Annotated in this window: 1 pseudogene; it reads left to right on the top strand. The window is 61.2% G+C overall.

Annotated features, from left to right (window positions below):
* Positions 1-304 (top strand): annotated as a pseudogene (locus ACK59Z_RS25990) (hypothetical protein); the annotation flags it as partial.

Below are 304 nucleotides of genomic sequence, written 5' to 3'. Positions count from 1 at the left end.
TGCACCAGGGTTTGCGGCTGACCTTGTTCGCTTCGGTGCATGAAGCGGCTGTCGATATTCGCCTGAGTGAAGCTGCACGTAGCGGGCAGGCCATTGACCCACAACGCAGTGCAGGCCAGGTATCAAGGTACCTCGACCAGGCCTGGGCTGAAGGGTTGATGCAGGCCCGGAACAGTGACTTCTACAAAGTGCGTGTCTCCGGGCTGGTGTGCCTGCTGGAGGGGATGCTGATGGCCTTCAAAGCGCGCGAACTGCCTGACAGTGATGCGCGGGTGAAGACCGAACTCCTGGCGGCCGCGATGAC

Source organism: Pseudomonas sp. KCJK9058 (assembly GCF_046230975.1).
GTDB classification, from domain to species: Bacteria; Pseudomonadota; Gammaproteobacteria; order Pseudomonadales; family Pseudomonadaceae; genus Aquipseudomonas; species Aquipseudomonas alloputida.
The sequence above is the reverse complement of the archived record's forward strand: the minus strand, read 5'-3'. Positions and strand labels throughout refer to the sequence as shown.